The sequence below is a fragment of the Paenibacillus konkukensis genome (genome assembly GCF_023523925.1).
GTDB lineage: Bacteria > Bacillota > Bacilli > Paenibacillales > NBRC-103111 > Paenibacillus_S > Paenibacillus_S doosanensis.
Genome location: NZ_CP027059.1, coordinates 5,045,203 through 5,062,664, shown reverse-complemented (window position 1 = coordinate 5,062,664; position 17,462 = coordinate 5,045,203). Strand labels below are relative to the sequence as shown.

Genomic DNA, 17,462 nt, shown 5'->3' with positions numbered 1-17,462 from the left:
CTCCTCTTGTTCCGATCCGCGTTATTTTTTGGCCGACGGCTTCACGCCGTCCGGAATCGGGCTGACATAGGCTTGCCCGTCCAGCAGCTCGCTCAGCTCCGCCTTCGCTCTGGCGGCGATGTCTGGATCAAGCAGCACCTTGAGCGCCGTCTCCGCCATCACTTTCCCCGCGTGCAGCATCGCTTTATGCGATATCGAGGTAGCCCCTTGCGAGACAACCTGCCATGTATGGGCCGGCGTGCCGATAGCCCAGCAGGCCGTCGAGCACTGCACCGTCGGCACGACCCAGCTTACATCGCCTACGTCGGTCGAGCCCGACATCACCCGCTGGCGCGCTTCCTCCGTGAGCGGCAGCAGCACATCGCACATATCTTTATCCTTAAGCTCGCTTCGAATGCTGAAGCTTTTGTCGGCGTCGGACAAGCTGCTGCGAATCGCGCCGGCATAGCGAAGCTCCTCTTCCGTAAATTGAGGTACGCCGAGCTCCTGGAAACATTCGTGCATCACATTTTCCAGAACGGAGTTAGGAACGACATTCGAACAAGCTTTATCGAACACGATTTCCGCTTCGGTACCCGTCATCAATGCCGCCCCTCTGGCAATATTGCAGATGCGCTGATAAATTTCCTCCACCTGCTGCGTCTTGGGCGCCCGGATCAAATAAAGCACCTCCGCCTCTCCCTGCACGACATTCGGCGAAATTCCCCCGCTGTTCGTTATCGCATAATGGACGCGCGCCTCCTGAATGATGTGCTCCCGCAAATAATTCACGCCGACGTTCATCAGCTCGACCGCATCGAGCGCGCTGCGTCCCAGATGCGGGCTTGCCGCCGCATGGGAGGTACGCCCTTTAAATTTATAGTACACCTGATAATTGGCCAGCGATGAGCCGCTCATAATCCCGTTGGCGACGCCGGGATGCCAGCATATCGCAATATCGGCATCGTCGAACAAACCCGCTTTGGCCATGAACGCTTTGCCTGATCCGCCTTCTTCCCCTGGACAGCCGTAGTAACGAACTGTGCCTGCAATGCCGTTCTCTTCCATGTAATGCCTCAAAGACACCGCAGCGGCAAGCGAACCGGTTCCGAGCAGATTATGTCCGCACCCGTGGCCGTTGCCCCCGGGAACGACAGGATGCTCCTGCGCCTCTCCCTGATATTGACTCAAGCCCGCGAGAGCGTCGTATTCTCCCAAGATCGCGACCACCGGCCCGCCGCTTCCGTAAGAGCCGACGAAAGCCGTTTCCATCCCGCCTACCCCGCGCTCGACCTTGAAGCCTTCATTCTCGAGCGTTGCGCAAAGCAGCTCCGCCGAACGGAATTCTTCGAATCGGGTCTCCGCAAATTCCCATATGCGGTCGCTCACTTGAATGAACATCTCCCGCTTGCCTTCCATAATCTCGCTAATGCTCCGCTTGTTATCCATACCGTTCCCGTCCTTTCTGCATTTGGAAATAAAATAAATGTTAATTATCCTTACATACATTTAACACCAAAACCCGCTATTTGAGTAGGCCTCGCGTTTTATATTTGGAATCTTCAATTGGCATATTGCTGGCGATTAGTATCATTTTTCATCTTTTCATGCAAAAAATGATACTTTTCCTTGCTATTTTTTCCAATGATTTCGTTTACATAGTAAACTATCGAAAGATTATAGAATAAATAGAGGAGCAATGCTATAATGTGAAAAAAAGTTCCATGAGATTAACTAAATCTGCAGGGGGATGGACGATGTACAAACTGTTGATTGCAGACGACGAGAGCGAAATCAGGAACGGTTTAAGCCAATACTTCCCTTGGAATGAGGTCGGTTTCGAGGTGGTCGGTCAAGCGGATAACGGGATGCATGCGTTGAACTACATATTGAAGCATCCGGTCGACGTTCTGCTCTGCGATATCAAAATGCCTGTCATGAGCGGAATCGATGTGGCTAAGGAGCTGTTCGAGCAGCGCTCCAAGATCAATATCGTCCTGCTTAGCGGCTACAGGGAGTTTGAATTCGCGCAGCAGGCCCTTAATTACGGGGTTAAACATTATTTGCTCAAACCGACGAAATACAGCGAAATTACGAAAGTATTCGAACGGATCAAGGAGGACCTTGACCAAATCTCCCGGCAAAGCCCGCCTCTTCCGGACGCCCCCGTCCTTACCGAGCCCAGCGTGTCCGAGAAAGCGATCGACAAAGTACGCAACTACATTCACGAAAACTACAAGGAAGCCTGTCTGGAGAACGCAGCCAAGATCGTTTATATGAATCCCTATTATTTGAGCAAATATTTCAAGCAAAAGACGGGAGAAAATTTCTCCGATTATTTAACACGGGTCCGCATGAATAAGGCCGCCGAGCTGCTTAAGGACGTCTCCTACAAAACCTATGAAATCAGCGATTTGGTAGGCTACAGCAACGCGAAAAACTTTACCCGGACGTTCCGCCGCTTTTTCGGCAAAACCCCGCGCGAATACAGAAACATGGACTAGGGAGCGGCAGCGATGAAAAAAACGTATCATGCGTTTCTGGCCAAAAATTTGGCGACGTTCCTAATCCCGATGCTCATTCCGATTCTTGTGCTCGGGGCGCTCTCCACATTTTTGATCCAGCAATATATCAAGAAAGAAATCAACAACAATAACATGAACCTGCTCAAGCAGACCAAGCAAAACATCGAGCTCATCTTTAACGAGCTGGATACTTTGAACTTGCACATTGTTGCAAGCGCCATCCAGTTTACGAATTTGCAAAATATGCTTAAAAAGCCTTACCCGGAGCCTGCCGATTACGAGCAGCTAGCCTCGCTGAAAAATTTTATCGATTCCCCTTCCATCGGCAAGCCTTATATCGATTCCATCTATATTTACATTGATAATGAAAACAACCGGTTCATTTCGTCCACCTCCGGCGGTTTGATCGATCTCGGCGATTTTTACGATCAAGGCTGGTATGAACGCTATATCCGTCATTCCCCGTCCGAGCTGATGTGGGCGGAGAACCGCTCCATCGTCAAACCGACGACGGGACGCGCATCCGCCGTAACGAACGTCATTACGATGTTCCGCCGCATCACCTTGTCCGATAACAGCAGCGGCGTCATCGTGCTCAACGTCAAACCGGATTACATCATGCAAACGCTGAGCAGGCTGGACACGCTCAAAGGTCAAACCATTTTCATTCTGGACGCGCAGGACGAATTTATTTTTCGCACGCATAACGACATGCTGCCCGAAAGCGATCTGGCCAGCATCCGGCAGGAAGCGCGCGAATTTTTCCCGATCCGCTCGAACGGGGAGGACTTGATCGTCAATAAGCTGCCCTCGGGGCGATTCCAGTGGACGTTCGTCTCGATCGTGCCCAGCTCGTCGCTGTACGACATTCCGATTCGTCTGAGCGTAACGACGATCATTTTGCTTTTGCTGTCCTTTGTTATCGGAACGACCTTAGCTTATTATTTGAGCCGCAAAAATTACAACGATCTGAAGACGATTATTTCCATACTCGATTCTGCCCAAAACGGACGCCCGCTGCCTCCGCTGCCCCGGCAGGTCAGAGATGTGTTCAGCTTCATTATGCAGAGCATTCTAAATAACTTCATCGAGCAAAATTACTTAAAGGTCCAATTATCCGAGCGAAAATACAAGTCTCAAGCGCTGGAATTCGCCGCTTTGCAGTCGCAGCTGAATCCGCATTTTTTATTCAATACGCTGGAGACGCTGAATTGGAAGGCGACCAAGCTAACCGGCCGGCCTAACGAGCTGAACGCGATTATCGAAGACTTGTCCGATATTTTGCGTTATTCCCTGGAGGGCGGCGCCGGGCAGGTAACGCTGAAAAAAGAGATCGATCATACCCTCCCCTATATCGATATTCAGAAAATAAGATATAAGGATAAATTCGATGTCATCTGGGATTGCGATCCCGAAGCTCTGAAATACCACGTATTGAAGCTGATGTTTCAGCCGCTGATCGAAAATAGCCTATACCATGGAATTAAGGAAAAAGAAGGATCGTGCTGCATTAAAGTGCGCGTTCGCTTCGGGGCAGCTTGCCTTCACATTGCGGTGATCGACAACGGCGTCGGCATTCTGCCGGAACGGCTGACTCTGTTGAATACGCAGCTCACAGGAAATCTGGAGCAGATCCAGCACATCGGTTTATTCAATACGCAGAAGCGGCTGAAGCTGACCTACGGAGAGAAATACGGGGTAAAGGTCCGCAGTAAATTCGGCTGGGGAACGGCCATCTATATCGACATTCCGATCGACTGATCCATAACCGCTTCCTAGTTCCGGAAGGATATCGGTCGGGAGCGGTCGTTGGCCATCAAGCCGCCTAGCATCCCCAATACGGCGAATAGGCGAGCGGCTGCGAATCGCCGGAGGAAGGCTGCGGATGCCATCCGAACGCAGGCTTGGGATGAGCGGCATAACGCGGCTGCGGATTCGCGTTCACGTTGGGCTGCGCTGCGTTCGGGACCGCCTGTTTGGCCGCCCTTCCCGCCGGGCCGGGCCCGCAGCCGTTATTCGTTAAACGCAAACGATCGGAGCCGGGAATCGTTTCAAACGCGGGCGCATCGAAAATTGCGAGCACATGCGTATTACCGGTTAATGCCGTCTCGTAATGCCACCAGCCCTGCGGCACATTCGCCACTTGTCCGGGCTGGATCGCGATGTTTAACCATTCTTTGGCGAACGGATTCAACACGGATACGACGGCGGCCCCGGAGATGCAGTAGACGAGTTCGGAAGCGTTCGGATGAGAATGAGGATCGGCTGTATGATCCGCATTAAGGAACATCTCGAGAAGAGAGACGTTCTCCGGCGCATTCAATTGATGAATGGATACCGCGTTCATATAGTTGTGATGGTCGCTTTCGAACACAGGATTATGGTTCCGGTCATAAACAAGCTGTGTCCGGGGGATTTGTCATCCGCATACGGGGGCATTCCGCTTCGTTCCCTTCCGTTATCCCTGCCGGGGAATATCATTAAGCTATTATCTTTAAGCTATGATATGTGCCTCAAAATCGGGAAGTGCGCGGATGCTGCAAATAATGATGAAGTTATGGCAAACGGGGATTGGAAGGGAGCTCGTTCGACAAATTACAGGCAGCCTCTTCCTTCCGAAGGGCTGCCTGCAATGGGATTATCCTATGCTTTCCTCGTACTTTCGCCCGAATGACGGCTACCGGTACAGCGGACCGAAATTGGCGCAAGCGCGGAAATCGGCTCCTGCCGGCTCCATCGCTCCGAACGCGGTCCAGGCGCTGGGGCGAAATACCCGCTCCTCCGGCACATTATGCATGCAGACCGGAATTCGCAGCATCGAGGCCAGGGTAATGAAATCGCCGCCTACATGACCGTAGCTTACGGCGCCATGATTCGAACCCCAGTTGTTCATGACGGAGTAAACGTCCTTGAAGGCGCCTTCGCCGGTCAAGTTCGGCACGAACCAGGTCGTCGGCCATGTCGGATTGCTGCGCTCGTCCAGCACGCGGTGCACTTCCTCGGGAATGTCCGCCGTATAGCCTTCGGCCAGTTGAAGCACAGGGCCGAGCCCTTTGACGATATTGATGCGGGCCATCGTCACCGGCATGCCGCCGCGCGTCAGGAAGTCGGTGGAGAAGCCGCCGCCGCGGAAGAAATCGACCGCCGGGCACCAGCGGGTCGCCTCCAGACATTGCTTCACCTCCGCCTCCGTAATATCCCAGAACGGCTTCATGGCGGGCTCTCCGCCGATCGTCATCTGCCCTGTCGCATCCAGCGCCGCCGGACCGGAATTAATAAGATGAATGATTCCGTTCTTCGCCCTGCCGGTCAGTTCCACTCCCGTTACCCGCTTGACCGCCTCCGGGCTCCAATACGTGCGGACATCGGCGAAAATTTGCGCCGCATCGGTCAGCAGATGACCGAACAGCATCGCAGCCGCATTGAGCGTATCGTTCTCGGTAGCCACGACGTAAGGCTCGCGGATGCCGTTCCAGTCGAACGACGACGAGAGGATCGCTTCCATAAAATCGCCGTTCGGAAAATGATCCGTCCACGCCCGCTGTCCCTGAAATCCGGCGGCAATGGCATTATGGCCGAGCGCTTCTTCGCCGTAGCCGAGCGCCTCCAGCTTCGGATTGCCGATCATCAGATCTCTGGCGATTAGCGTCATCTTCACGACCGTCTCCCAGTCCCGTTCCTTCTGCTCGGCCGTTCTTTGCAAATGCGGCGGATTGACCTCCGCGCCTTCCTTACAATGCCGCTTCGTCCAAGCCAGCGCCCGCTCGAACTCCTCCTTATCGTAAATGTCCCGCTCCATCCGCCGGATAAATTCGGACATGTCGACATACTCGTTGCGCATCCCGAGATAATCCTGGAAAAAGCTTTCGTCGGCGATACAACTGGCGATCCCCATCGAGACGGAGCCCATCGACAAATACGACTTGCCTCTCATCGTCGCAACTGCAAGCCCCGCTTTGGCGAATTGCAGCAGCTTCCGCTGCACGTCTTCCGTGATCGCCGTATCTCCGATATCTTGAACGTCCCGTCCGTAAATGCCGAACGCCGGGATGCCCTTCTGGTTATGGGCCGACAGCGCCGCGGCGAGGTATACCGCACCCGGACGCTCGGTGCCGTTGAAGCCCCAGATCGCCTTCGGCATGAGCGGATCGGTATCGATTGTCTCCGTCGGATAGCACCATGACGGCGTGACCGATATCGTTACGCCGACGCCGGCGCGAGCGAACTTCTCGGCGGTCCGCGCCGCTTCCGCCGCACCGCCGATGCAGGTGTCGGCAATGACGCATTCCACCGGCAGCCCGTTCGAATGGCGCAGGTTCCTCTGCAAGAAATCGGCGCAGACCCGCGCCATATTCATGGTGACCTCTTCGAGCGATTCGCGAATGCCGCCCCGGCGGCCGTCCACGATCGGCCGGATTCCGATGGCCGGCATGCTGCCGTTCAGCTTGTTTACTGGCTGCTCCTGTTTCAAATCTAACATCCTCCTTCTTCCCTCATCCCATTTGATTTATCATTGAACGACGACGTGCACCAAGATTTTCTGCCTTGCCGGAAAGCTCAAGTAATCGTTTACGTAAAACAATTACAAATATTGTATAATGGGGAAAGTCGGAGCATCAACCGCATATTCCCTTTCATTCATAGGGGGATCGAATCAAAAAACGGACAGTCGCCCTGCGAAGAAGACGATTCTCCATGCATTTCCCGCCCGCAAAGTGGTTTTTCCCGTAGTCCGAATACAAAAAAACTCATACCGCTCCATCGCATCGCCGGCTTCGCAAGGAAGTTCGGCCGCTATGAACGGCATGAGCCTGAATAGGGTTGCTATTTCCTATCGTTAACTAAATATACGTGAACCCGCTGCGTACTACTGCTTATCCAGCAGCGATGCTCCGGCAATGCCCGGATGCGTCATCTCATACGGATCTAGAATCAGATCGAGCTCCTCTTCGGTCAGTACATTGTAGAGCAAGCACAGCTCGCGAACCGATTTGCCGGTGAGGGTAGCTTGGCGCGCGATTCTGGCCGCCACTTCGTAGCCCAGATGCGGATTCAGCGCCGTAATGATGCCGATGCTCCGGTCGACATAATCTTTACATTGCTGCTCGTTGGCTTCAATCCCGTCGACGCAATGAACGCGGAACACATGAAACGCTTGATTCATAATGCTCAGCGACTGCAGCAGGTTAAACACAAGTACCGGCTCCATCACGTTCAGCTCCAACTGGCCGGCTTCGGAAGCGAGGCAAATCGTATGGTCGTTGCCGATCACCTGGAACGCCACCTGATTGACGACCTCGCACATAACCGGATTGACTTTGCCCGGCATGATGGAGGAACCCGGCTGACGCGCCGGCAGCCTGATTTCGGCCAATCCGGCCCGCGGTCCGGAAGCCATCAGGCGCAGGTCGTTGGCGACCTTGGACATATTGATCATACACACCTTCAGCGCCGCGGATACTTCCGTATAAGCATCCGTATTTTGCGTGGCGTCGACGAGATCGGCCGCATTGATCAGCGGAAAGCCGGTCCAGCCCGCAAGCAGCTCCACGACCCGCTTAATGTAGCGAGGATCGGCGTTGAGCCCCGTTCCGACTGCAGTCGCTCCCATGTTCACCTCGTACAAATGCTGCCGGGTTTGCTCGATGCGTAGAATATCCCGGTTCAGCACCCTGGCGTAGGCGGCGAACTCTTGTCCGAGCCGAATCGGCACTCCGTCCTGCAGATGAGTGCGGCCCATTTTGATTACGCCGTCAAATTCGGACGCCTTGGCCGTAAAGGAAGCGTGCAGCTCTCGCATCGTGACAAGCAATTTATCGATAGAAGAAAGGACGGCGATATGGATGGCGGTCGGAAAAGAATCATTCGTCGATTGCGCCATATTGACATGAGAGTTCGGGCTGACGGTAAAATAATCTCCCTTCGTTCCGCCAAGCAGCTCGATTGCCCGATTGGCAATAACTTCGTTGGCATTCATATTAATCGATGTGCCTGCGCCGCCCTGAATCGGATCGACAATGAACTGGTCATGCCACTCACCGGCCAATATTTCGTCCGCCGCCCGGACGATCGCTTGTCCGAGACTCGGCTGCAGCCTGGAGATTTCCATATTGGCGGTTGCCGCCGCTTTCTTGACGACCGCCATAGCCCGAATCAATTCTTCATGAATTCGGTAACCGGTAATAGGAAAGTTCTCTACCGCTCGTAACGTTTGAATCCCGTAATAAGCATCCATCGGCACTTCCTTGGAACCCAGAAAATCTTTCTCGACTCTTACCGCTTCACTCATTTTGTCTGCTCCCTCCAAAACCGTCCCATCATTTTATTCCATAGGTCAATTATTTATCGGAATCCGGTTTCATTCTAATCCTTTTTACCGCTTCTTGCAACTCCTTTTGTCCTGTGAGTCCATGCGGATTTTCCCTTGATACTGCTGTGTTTTTGTCTAACACTTCATGTCAGATCTACCTACAAGCATTGTCTTTATTTTTATAGCTTCTAAAGTCTTTGCCAGCGCTTCATGGAAACTGTTACCTTAATTCGATACATGAAACGGCCATCGAAAAAATGCCTCGCCTCTGGTTTATAATTGCCATAAATGAGATAATTCACTACCGAGTTTTTTTCAAAATAGAGCGGCCGCGCGTATTCGCCGATCAGAGCGCCGTTCGACAGCGCCTTATCGCTGTAAATATTTTAATTCGTTAAGAACCAATCCCCCAAAAGCCATCCATGCCGCCGACGCGGCACCACAGACAATGGAAATGGGGTACCAAGAGTAATTTCCAGGGTAGTGACTTGATGCTCTGAAGCTTATTCCGTCCGCATCCAGCCTCAGCTGGATCGGCGTCTAACCCTTCCTCTGGGATCGTTCTATGGGTAGACTTTCCTTTCGGGGGAGACCCCGGATTTCCACAGGATATTGCTTCGCATCATTTCCTAAACAACCAAAAAACCTCCATCAAAGATGGAGGCTAGCTGCAAAACAGGATTCGTTTATCACGTTAATCTTCAAACCGGATCCAAATGCCGGTCTTGTCGTCGGATACTTTGAAGCGGGGATAACGCTGGCAGTCCTTATCCTCCAGCTCCAGCTTGATCAGCCAGTCGGCATATCCGGCCAAAGTCTGGTCGGCAATTCGCAGGGCCAGCTCCCGGATCGCGTCCTGCGAAGCGCTCTCCCTTGCACCGCCCCGCTCCGCGGGCAGGAACAGTCCGTCCGTCACGAGCAGCAAGCCGTGCAGTTGAATGCGGTTGATCCGGCCGTACTCGATCCAATCCTCCAGCTCCGGTTCTCCGCTGAGGACCGAATAGCCTTCCGATGTATTCATCTTCGCTTTATTTTGCAAAATTGTCGGCTTGACGAGCTCCCACAGCTCGGATCTCGATGTGATGCCCCGGCGAATGCCGTCCTCCCAAATCCGCTTCGACTGCTGATCGATATGGGCGACTTGGTCGCGTGATACGGTGCGGACAGAACCGTCTCTATAGATCGCGGCGATCATGCAGTCTCCGACTTGCGCGTAATCGATCCAGCCCTCCCGAATCCGAATGATCGCAAGGGCGCTCGTCCATAACGCTTGCTTATCGGCGACGTCGATCCCCGACTCGGCCATCTTCTTGCGCAGCAGCCGGTTCGCTTCAACGACGGGAGGCTTCAGGCTGTCGCCGGACAGGTCGCTCTCGCCGAGCGATTCCAGATAGTCCGCGATCAGGCGCGAAGCCAGGCGCCCGCCGGTTTCGTTATTCGGCCCGCGGTACGGATGAAGCGATGTAGCGCCATCCAGCACGCCGTACAGCTGCAGCCGCTCGTTAACGACCAAAGCATCCTCGTTCCATTCCGCCGTTCCTTGCAATGAGATCGTCTCTATATTCATCAATCGGTTCCTCCTCCTGTATATCCGCTTTCATCGACGGATCGTCCGTCTCTCTATGTCATTGATCATCTTCGCTTTTGTCACCGGGTTGTTAACGGCGCGCCGGCTTCCCGTAAACGCTACCGATGCTGCGCTCTAGCGGCAAATCCGCTTGGAGCTCCAGCTGCTCCAGCATATCCTGCGCAGCCGTCCACACGCCATAATCGGAAACGTCCGGCGGCTTGACGGCAAACGAAGGCACCGATTCCAAAATTAATTTCTGCCGCCGGCTTGCGGTTCCTTCCTCCGCCAGCTTGCTTGCGACATCGAATCGGGCCGGGATCAGTCCGTCGCTGCGCCATAGAGCGGTCTGCGAGGCTTCCTGGAGCATGAAAGCGACGAAGCTTGCCGCCGCCTTCGCCTTGGCCGGGGCGGATTGAAGCATCATCAGCGCGCTTGCCCCCGGTACAATCCCCTGCTGTGCCAGCTCCGGCAGCCGCACCGCATCGAAGGCGAACTTGCCGCCGATATATTTCTCGATCGTCGGCAGTTTATCGGAAGAGCCGATGAACAGGCCCGCCTTGCCGTTAATGAAATCGCTGGCGGCCCGCTGATGCTCCAGAGGCTCCATAAGTCGGGCTTCATGAACCCAGCTTCTCCAAACCGAAAGCGCCGTCAGCTTACGCTCGTGCCCCTCGCCCCCCCGATCAGCTGGCGTAAAGGACAAATTTTCCAAATACCAGGGAAGCTCCTTATCCATCGCCATCCCCCAGAGCCTCTGGCTGCCGCTCTCCCTTACATCCGGATTCGGCCGCGCAGCCGCCGCCTCCGCTTCGCTCCACTGCGCCAGCTTGCTCGCCCGGCCTCCGGGCAGCAGCTCCTCGCGGTAATAGAGCAGCGGCAAGCTTCCGCCGATCGGAACGGCCCAGTGCTCATCGTGATAGCGGTACCTCTCGACAAAGGCGGGAATAAGCTGCGGCCATTCGGGCAGCGCCGTCTTGTCGACAGGCACGACCGCTTTCGTATCGACGAGTTGGGCCAAGCCGTAGAAGCTCTGCAGCTCCGCAAGCTGCGGAGCGTCATTGGCCGAGATCGACGCCAACAGCTCCGTATACAGCTGCTCGCTGGAGCGGAAATAGCGCACATCGACGTCGATGCCGGGATGCTCCTTCTGGAACTCGCTCACATGCGCTTCCCAGCCTTGGCTGTACACCCACATCGACAGCGCCGTGGCGTGAATCGCTTCGCCTTTGGCCCCGTTCGTTTTGCCGCCGTTCATCATATAGTACGTAGCCGCCGCCGCCAGCAAGGTCAACGCGGCGATAATCCAAAATCGTCTTCCGTTCGGTCTCATGAATCCCTCCGGCGCTACCGCCCCTTCATCACTGGGCGGAATAGTATGCAGCTCCATTGTAGCATGCCGGGGCGATAACAGGGATAACCCCGTTTCATCCTTATTCTTGCGAATGCCCCACGCTCGACCGAACCCGATCCTGCCTATTCGTCCGCTGACCGCCGAGCTCCCGTCGGAAGCGAGTCCTTGGACGGCGGAAGCTTATACTTGCAAGCCTTTTTTGCTCAGCTTGTTGGCGATAATGAGCGAAATCAGCGTCGTAACCGACAGAATCGAGGCCAGCGCTGCGCCTGTACCGTAGTTCGAGGTGAACACTTCGCTGTAGATCGTCACCGAGATCGTCGCCGTCGCACCGTAATAGAGCACGATCGTCGAGCTCAGCTCGTTGATCGTCGTCACCCAGCTCAAGATCGCGCCGGACGCGACGCCCGGAGCCATCAGACGGCCGGTCGTCTTGAAGAACGTCTTCATCGGCGGCACGCCGAGACTGATCGACGCCTCCTCTACGCTGCGGTCCAGCTGATGGAGAATCGCCGTGCTGGAACGGATCGTATACGGCAGCTTGCGGACGACGTAAGCGACCACGAGAATGACCCAGGTTCCCGTCAAGACGACGGGAGGCTTGTTGAAGGCGATGATCATACTGATCCCGAGCACCGTTCCCGGCATGACATAAGGGATCATGATCAAGCCGTCGAGCGCCGCCGTAAGCTTCGATTTGCGGCGTACGAGCACATAAGCGACCAGCATTCCCATCACAACCATAATGACGATGGAGATAAACGAGAAGCTGTACGTATTCATAATCGCCTTCGGCACGCGGAACAAAATTTCCTTATAACTGTTCAAGCTAAATCCCGGATGGAAGACCGGCCCCTTCGTCTTGATGAACGAGGTGACGATCACCGTCGCCTGCGGAATCATCGATACGCAAGCGACGAGCAGCGCGCAGCCGGTCAAAAGCCACTGCATGGCCGGACGCAGCGATTGCACCTTCGGCGTGCGCAAGCCGGTCATCGTATAATTTTTGCGGGAAACGAAATACCGCTGCAGGAACAAAATGCTCGTCGAGCAGACGATCAGAATGACCGACAGCGTGCTCGCCATCGCCGGGTTGCCGCCCATCTCGCTGATAAACTGCTCGTAGGCGAGAATCGGCAGCACCTTGAAGCCTTGACCGAGCAGCATCGGCGTGCCGAAATCGGCGAACGAGGCCATGAACACCATGAGCGCCCCGGCGGACAGCGTTGGGAATATAAGCGGCAGCGTTACGGTGCGCAGCCGGGCGAAGCCGGAGCGGCCCAAGCTTTCGGCCGCTTCTTCAAGCGATGTGTCGATCGTCTTCAGCGCCCCTGAGACGTACAAATAAATATGCGGGTAAAATTGCAGCGTAAATACGAACACGATCCCCTTCCAACCGTACACGGACGTGAAAGGAATGCCGATCTCATGGAAAAACCGCGTCAGAAAGCCGTTGTTGCCGAGCATCAAAATCCACGAATACGCGCCGATAAACGGCGGGGACAGCAAAGACATGATGACCAGAATTTGAATGAGTCCTTTGCATTTCACGTTATACCGCGTCGTAACATAAGCGAGCGGCACGCCGATCAGCACGGCGAACACCGTCGTCAGCGCGGACACCTTCAAGCTGTTCCACAGCGCGCTGTAGAAATATTTCAGCTTCACGAAGTTGGCGTAATTTTCGAGAGAAAACAGCCCTTCGTCGTTGAAAAAGCTGTTGAGCAGCAAGGAAAACAGCGGATAGACGATGAAGGCGAACAAAAACAAGTATACCGCCGCAGTAACCCACGACCAGAAATCCCAGCGCCTAAGCTCAAACCAGCGGCTCCCCTTCCCTTTAGTAGGTTGCACGGTAGACTACCTCCTTGCCTTCTCCGTCGAATATCGTCGCCTTCTCCAGCTGCAGATTGACGTAGACGGCTTGCTTGACCTTGCGCAAATGATGCGGCTCCACCGCGTGCTCCTGCACGTCGATCACCGGGCCGCCCTGAAGCCGCACCAGATAGCTGACTTTCTCGCCGAGAAACGTGACCGACTCGATCACGCCTTCCACGAGCTTGCCGGGCCGCGGTGCGGATTCCAGCCGGATTCGCTCGGGACGCAGGGACAGCACCGCCTTGCCTTCATGCGGCTTCACCAGCGGCAGCTCGAAGGAAGCTCCGAGCACCCGCACCGATGCGTTCTTGTCTTTATCGTTATAGCCCGCCGCTTCGCCATCGATGAAATTCGACGTGCCGATGAAGTTCGCCACGAACCGGTTAGCCGGATAGGCATAGATGTCTTCGGGAGACGCGATCTGCTGAATGCGGCCCTCGCTCATAACGGCGATCCGGTCGGAGACGGCCAGCGCCTCTTCCTGGTCGTGCGTCACATAGATCGTCGTAATGTTCAGCTCCTTCTGCAGCATGCGGATGTCCGAACGCATCTTGATCCGCAGCTTCGCGTCGAGGTTCGAGAGCGGTTCGTCCATGAGCAGGAGGCCGGGACGAATGACGATCGCTCTGGCGAGCGCGATCCGCTGCTGCTGGCCGCCGCTCATATCCGATGGAACGCGGTCGCGCAAATGCTGCAGCTGCACCATCTCCAGCGCTTCCATCACCCGCTGTTCCGTCTCTTTCTTGCTTATGCCGCGTGCTTTAAGCCCGTAAGCAACATTGTCGAATACCGTCATATGCGGAAATACCGCGTAGTTCTGGAACACCATACCGATATTGCGCTGATGCGTCGGCACATCGTTGATTTTGCGGTCGCCGAAGTAGATATCTCCTTCCTCCTGACGGTAGAAGCCGGCGATCGTGCGCAGCAGCGTCGTCTTGCCGCAGCCGCTCGGGCCGAGCAGAGTGAAAAACTCCCCTTCTTGGATCGTCAAATGGGCATCGTTAACCGCCTTGGCGGAACCGAAATATTTGGTCACGTGATCGAATACGATTTTTTGCATAAATGGAAAACCTCCTTGTTTGAACAACACATCCGTCTGAACTGCGGAAAGGAGAAGCCGTCCCGCGCCCGCCATGGGAGAAACGGTCGGCCGATCCGTGCCGTTGCATAAAGAAAGGTGCCTTCACCGTGTTAGAGCAGGTTCATGAAACGGCTGAACATGCGCATTGGTTAAGGCACCACCCCAACTTCCGATTATTCTTGACCGGTTACAATTTTACCGAAACGTTTGATATTTTCGTCCTTCTTGCTTGCCGCCCAATCGAAGTCATAGTCGACCAGCTTGATGTCCTTCGCCTGCGCGATCCCTTGCACGACCTCCGCATCCTTGCGGACGGAGCGGCGTTTGAATTCTTTCTGAATGAGCGATTGCACGTCTTTGCTTACGAGGAAGTCGATAAACTGCTTCGCCTGATCCATGTTTTTGGCGCCCTTGATGATAGCGCAGCCGTCCGGTACCGCGGAGGTGCCTTCGGACGGATAGATGATGCCGACCTTCGCCCCGCCTTCCACATATCTAAGCGCCGCTTCCTCCAGCGTTACGCCGAGCGCAAACTCCTTGTCGGCTACGCCTTTGTAGACGAGACCCGAACCGGAGAGCACCTTGCCGTCGAGGTTCTGCACGAATTTCTTCACGAATCCCCAGCCGTTGTCCTTGCCGTTGGCCGTCAGCATCGTAATCAGCTGCGTATAGGACGAGCCCGATTTGGCCGGATCGGCGAAAGCGATTTTACCCTTCCATTTCGGATCGAGCAGGTCGTTCCAGCCCTTCGGCTCCTCCCCTTCTTTCACCAGTTCTTTGTTGTACATAATGATCATCGGCAGCGCCGCGAATGGCGTCCATACGTTGTTTTTGTCTACATATTCCGGAGCCAGATTGTCGTATTCCTTGGTCTTGTACGGTTCAAAATATTTCTTGTACGCCTCCAGCGAATCCGCTCCGCCGGCCCAGAACACGTCGCCCAGCGGGTTGGCCGCTTCGGCCTGCACGCGCTTGAGCAAATCGCCCGTGCCTCCGGAAATCAGCTGCACCTCGATGCCTGTGCGATCCTGGAATTCCTTGATGATCGGATTGTTCACTTCCGCCGCATTCGGCGAATAGAGCGTCAGCTTGCCGCCCGATTTCGGCGCCGACTGCTGCGCCGCCGGCTGCTGACCGCCTTCCGCAGGCTTCGCGCTCGGCGTTTCCTTCGCTCCGCAGCCTACCAGCGATGTGACCAGCAGCAGGGAAGCAAGAACCGTTGTAACCGCTTTTCTCATTGTAATAACCCCTCCATATGCGTTATGAATAACCGCTTTTATAGCTTTAACTATACTGTCGAAGATAAGCGCTTTCAATGCGATGAAATTTCGTATGTGTTGAAATTTTTGCCCTGAATCGCCAAAGAGAGGAGAACCTGTACAGGCTCTCCCCTCCCGCGACCCATATATCCATATATTGGAAAATATATTGTCATCCTTACAGCCTCGATCTGCGTATGACCTGGTTGATCACCTCGGAGAATACGAGCCCGATGGCGATCGAGCCGGAGATCATAAACGCTTTGGCCGCGAGCTGGACGGCGACGTCATACTGATTTTCCACGACATTGCGCATCGCGTCATAGGCCAGCCCTCCCGGAACGAGCGGAATGATCCCCGATACGCTGAAGATGATGATCGGGGTCTTGTACACCTTAGCCAGAAACTGGCTGAGCACCGTGACGAAAAACGCCGCGATCAGGCTTGAGACGATCGGATTGTCCCAAGCTTTCATGCAGGATATATACAGCAGCCAGCCCAGCATGCCGACAAACCCGCATTGCGGCAAATTTTTCTTAGGCACATTAAATAAAACGCCGAAAGCGGCTGATGAAATAAAGCTCGTAACGAGCTGCTCGATAACCATAGGAAACGCGTTCCTCCCCTCCGGCCGCCGGTTTAACCTGCCGCATAAAATGAAAGCACGAAGCCGATGCCCGAGCCGATCGCGAAGGCCGTCAGGAAAGCTTCCGCACCCTTGGACAAGCCCGATACGAGATGGCCTGCCATTAAGTCCCTTACGGCGTTCGTAATCAGCAGCCCCGGAACGAGCGGCATGACCGAGCCGATAATGATTTTATCCAAATCGCGGCCAAAGCCGGTATGCACCAGCAGGAACGAGAGCGAGCCGAGCAGCAGCGCTGCGGCGAATTCGGCGAAAAACTTGATGACGACCCAGCGCTGGACAAGCAAATACGCCCAAAATCCCAGCCCGCCGGTCACCATCGCCGGTATAAAATCCGCCCTCGTTCCTTGAAACATAATGAGGAAGCAGCCGCTCGCCAACGCCGCTGCGGCAATTTGCAGCCACAGGGGGTAGGCTAAGTTCGCCCGGTCGATTTCCTTAAGCGCCTGGTAAGCTTCCGCCGTTGTCATCGCTCCGGAGCTGATTTTTCTTGATATATCGTTCACTAACGCCACTTTGCGCAGATCGGTGCTGCGCTCCATAATGCGGATAAGCTGCGTGGCCGGCTCCGTCCCGTCGATGGAGAAAAAAATCCCCGTAGGCGTCACGTAGCTATGCGAATTTTCAATTCCAAACGAAGCGGCAATCCGGATCATCGTATCTTCCACGCGATAGGTTTCGCCGCCGCTTTGCAGCATGATTTTCCCGGCGAGCAGGCAAACCTTGGCTATATCCGCTTCGGACTTCAGTGTATGTTCCATCGTTATTTTCTCCCTTACGGCAGCAATGCACATCTATTGTACCGTAACTGCGCGGGAAAAGAAAAAAACTCGCCGCGAAACCGCGGCACAATGAAGAAC

At 54.8% G+C, this 17,462-nt stretch carries 13 protein-coding genes; 2 read left to right on the top strand and 11 right to left on the bottom strand.

Going from position 1 to position 17,462, the window contains the following annotated elements; translation table 11 throughout:
- Nucleotides 1-21: 21 nt before the first annotated feature.
- On the bottom strand, nt 22-1,428 hold the full coding sequence (locus tag SK3146_RS22165) for a M20 family metallopeptidase (protein WP_249860818.1): 1,407 nt from the start codon (nt 1,426-1,428) through the stop codon (nt 22-24).
- 308 nt (nt 1,429-1,736) lie between these two features.
- Between SK3146_RS22165 and SK3146_RS22160 the strand changes: the two genes are divergently transcribed.
- Entirely contained in the window at nt 1,737-2,483 is a 747-nt protein-coding gene (locus SK3146_RS22160) for a response regulator transcription factor (protein ID WP_249860817.1), read from the top strand.
- A 12-nt stretch (nt 2,484-2,495) separates the two neighbouring features.
- Nucleotides 2,496-4,265, top strand: a complete 1,770-nt coding sequence (locus tag SK3146_RS22155; protein WP_249860816.1) for a sensor histidine kinase — start codon at nt 2,496-2,498, stop codon at nt 4,263-4,265.
- Between the two features lie 64 nt (nt 4,266-4,329).
- On the opposite strand, the gene SK3146_RS22150 is transcribed toward SK3146_RS22155, so the two are convergent.
- The 10 genes from SK3146_RS22150 to SK3146_RS22105 form a co-directional block, all read right to left on the bottom strand.
- Entirely contained in the window at nt 4,330-4,878 is a 549-nt protein-coding gene (locus tag SK3146_RS22150; RefSeq protein ID WP_249860815.1) for a cupin domain-containing protein, read from the bottom strand.
- Between the two features lie 303 nt (nt 4,879-5,181).
- Nucleotides 5,182-6,984: an L-fucose isomerase gene (locus SK3146_RS22145; protein WP_249860814.1), complete on the bottom strand. Its 1,803-nt coding sequence runs from the start codon at nt 6,982-6,984 to the stop codon at nt 5,182-5,184.
- A 387-nt stretch (nt 6,985-7,371) separates the two neighbouring features.
- A complete protein-coding gene (gene aspA / locus SK3146_RS22140; RefSeq protein ID WP_249860813.1) occupies nt 7,372-8,793 on the bottom strand; it encodes an aspartate ammonia-lyase in 1,422 nt (473 codons plus the stop codon).
- A gap of 715 nt (nt 8,794-9,508) precedes the next feature.
- Complete coding sequence (locus tag SK3146_RS22135; RefSeq protein WP_249866403.1) at nt 9,509-10,381, bottom strand: protein phosphatase 2C domain-containing protein; 873 nt, start codon at nt 10,379-10,381, stop codon at nt 9,509-9,511.
- Nucleotides 10,382-10,472: 91 nt separating this feature from the next.
- Nucleotides 10,473-11,714: an extracellular solute-binding protein gene (locus SK3146_RS22130; RefSeq protein ID WP_249860812.1), complete on the bottom strand. Its 1,242-nt coding sequence runs from the start codon at nt 11,712-11,714 to the stop codon at nt 10,473-10,475.
- A gap of 201 nt (nt 11,715-11,915) precedes the next feature.
- Nucleotides 11,916-13,589 carry an ABC transporter permease gene (locus tag SK3146_RS22125; protein WP_249860811.1) on the bottom strand — a complete coding sequence of 558 codons (1,674 nt, stop codon included), beginning with the start codon at nt 13,587-13,589 and terminating at the stop codon, nt 11,916-11,918.
- Nucleotides 13,576-14,676, bottom strand: a complete 1,101-nt coding sequence (locus SK3146_RS22120) for an ABC transporter ATP-binding protein (protein WP_249860810.1) — start codon at nt 14,674-14,676, stop codon at nt 13,576-13,578. The genes SK3146_RS22125 and SK3146_RS22120 overlap by 14 nt, the downstream gene beginning before the upstream one ends.
- A 194-nt stretch (nt 14,677-14,870) precedes the next feature.
- Complete coding sequence (locus tag SK3146_RS22115) at nt 14,871-15,935, bottom strand: ABC transporter substrate-binding protein (RefSeq protein WP_249860809.1); 1,065 nt, start codon at nt 15,933-15,935, stop codon at nt 14,871-14,873.
- 199 nt (nt 15,936-16,134) lie between these two features.
- Nucleotides 16,135-16,563, bottom strand: a complete 429-nt coding sequence (locus tag SK3146_RS22110; protein ID WP_249860808.1) for a threonine/serine exporter family protein — start codon at nt 16,561-16,563, stop codon at nt 16,135-16,137.
- 32 nt (nt 16,564-16,595) lie between these two features.
- Nucleotides 16,596-17,363, bottom strand: a complete 768-nt coding sequence (locus SK3146_RS22105) for a threonine/serine exporter family protein (protein WP_249860807.1) — start codon at nt 17,361-17,363, stop codon at nt 16,596-16,598.
- Nucleotides 17,364-17,462: the final 99 nt, after the last annotated feature.